Source organism: Lunatimonas salinarum (assembly GCF_017811155.1).
Classification (GTDB): Bacteria; Bacteroidota; Bacteroidia; order Cytophagales; family Cyclobacteriaceae; genus Lunatimonas; species Lunatimonas salinarum.
Window position 1 is genome coordinate 1 of the sequence record NZ_JACVCV010000076.1, and the last position, 1,386, is coordinate 1,386.

The following is a 1,386-nucleotide window of genomic DNA, read 5'->3' on the forward strand; positions in this document are numbered from 1 at the left end:
TTTTGAAAAGGTGTTGGAACAAGCTGGGGAATAACCCAAAGAATGCCAGAGCCTAACATCACCTTGGATACAGCGGGCGGTTCCGAGTAAATAAGAGAATCAGTATCTTTAAGAAGTTTGGAGTAGGCTGGAAGAGAAGTGGCTCCGAATGCCCGCCGTCTCCAAGCTGAATCCCGTTAGCGGTCAGCTTAAAAGACGACACGAATGAACATTAACAATTACAAAATATTAATCTCAAATCTGCCTGTAAGACAACAATGTTTTACGACAAAACGAACAACTTGGACAAAAGTGGAGAATGAAATTAAGTGGCTAAAAAATCTCAATGACAAGTTGTTTGGTGACAATAAAACTTTGACAATAAGCCGTCAAGACATTTTTGAAACAAACGAGCCGAGAGAAACAATTATCAAGACAATTTATTGGGGCTACACAGCAGGAATGCGTGGAAATCATTTTGTAAATATTCTGAAACACATTGACACCATTGAAAACGTGTTGCGGACTTTAAGAGATAAAACAAACCCCACAACGACAGACTTTAACGACCTGACACTAACTTTCAAAAATGTTGCAGGACTTGGACTATCAACTTATAGCAAACTACTTTACTTTTTCAAAATATCATTTAACGGCAATCCTTGTTTAATACTTGACCAGCGACTTATTGACGTTTTTGCGAGCAAATCGTATACTAACTTTCGGCAGTTAAGCAATATTCGTTATGACAACGCTGAAAAAAAATATCTTGACTTCTTACAGCTTGCAAGGCAGGTTGCAAGTAACATAGAAACAGAAGGAGAAAACATTGAATTATTCCTTTTTACTTTCGGAAACAACTTAAAACCAACAAATATGATTTCAAATATGTGGGACGGATACTGTCCTGAAAGTTTATTAAAGGATAAAACAGTTCGTATGCGACTTAACCAAAGCGACTTTTTTGAAAGTGAAGAAACCGGACTTCAAATTTGTATCATTCCAGGAGTTCAAGCAGTAATTTTAAATTTTAGGGGAAAAGGAAAATTTAGAGAAACACCAACATTTGGCGATGAAGTTGAAAACGGAGAAATTTTAAGTCCGCAAAATTCTGACAGACCACCTTTTAACAATCCGACAACTGCATTTGGAGAGAGTGAAGAAATTGAAAATTACATTGCGACAATTCAGTAAAGACAATGAATATTCAGCTAAATAATGACGACAGAAAAGAAAGCCGAACCGCTAACAGCCGTTTTGCAAAAGCGGGGGTTTCGTGCTTCTATGACAGTGAAGTGCTAAATTCAAGCTTTGTGCTTCTATTGAAGTTTAGTGCTGAAAATCCCCGCCTTCGCAAAGGTGTGCTGTGAATGGCCGACAATCGTAGGTTGGCCAATGCTGTATAGA

The 1,386-nt window shown here is 37.9% G+C and carries 1 protein-coding gene; it reads left to right on the forward strand.

Features of this window, described 5'->3' with window-relative positions; translation table 11 throughout:
• The first annotated feature begins 204 nt into the window (after positions 1 to 204).
• Positions 205 to 1,173 carry an 8-oxoguanine DNA glycosylase OGG fold protein gene (locus IAQ59_RS21950; RefSeq protein WP_209333001.1) on the forward strand — a complete coding sequence of 323 codons (969 nt, stop codon included), beginning with the start codon at positions 205 to 207 and terminating at the stop codon, positions 1,171 to 1,173.
• The last annotated feature ends 213 nt before the right edge of the window (positions 1,174 to 1,386 follow it).

Bases quoted from the DNA above. Each gene is read 5' to 3' on its own strand.
- IAQ59_RS21950 (WP_209333001.1), top strand. From the start codon at position 205: ATGAACATTAACAATTACAAAATATTAATCTCAAATCTGCCTGTAAGA.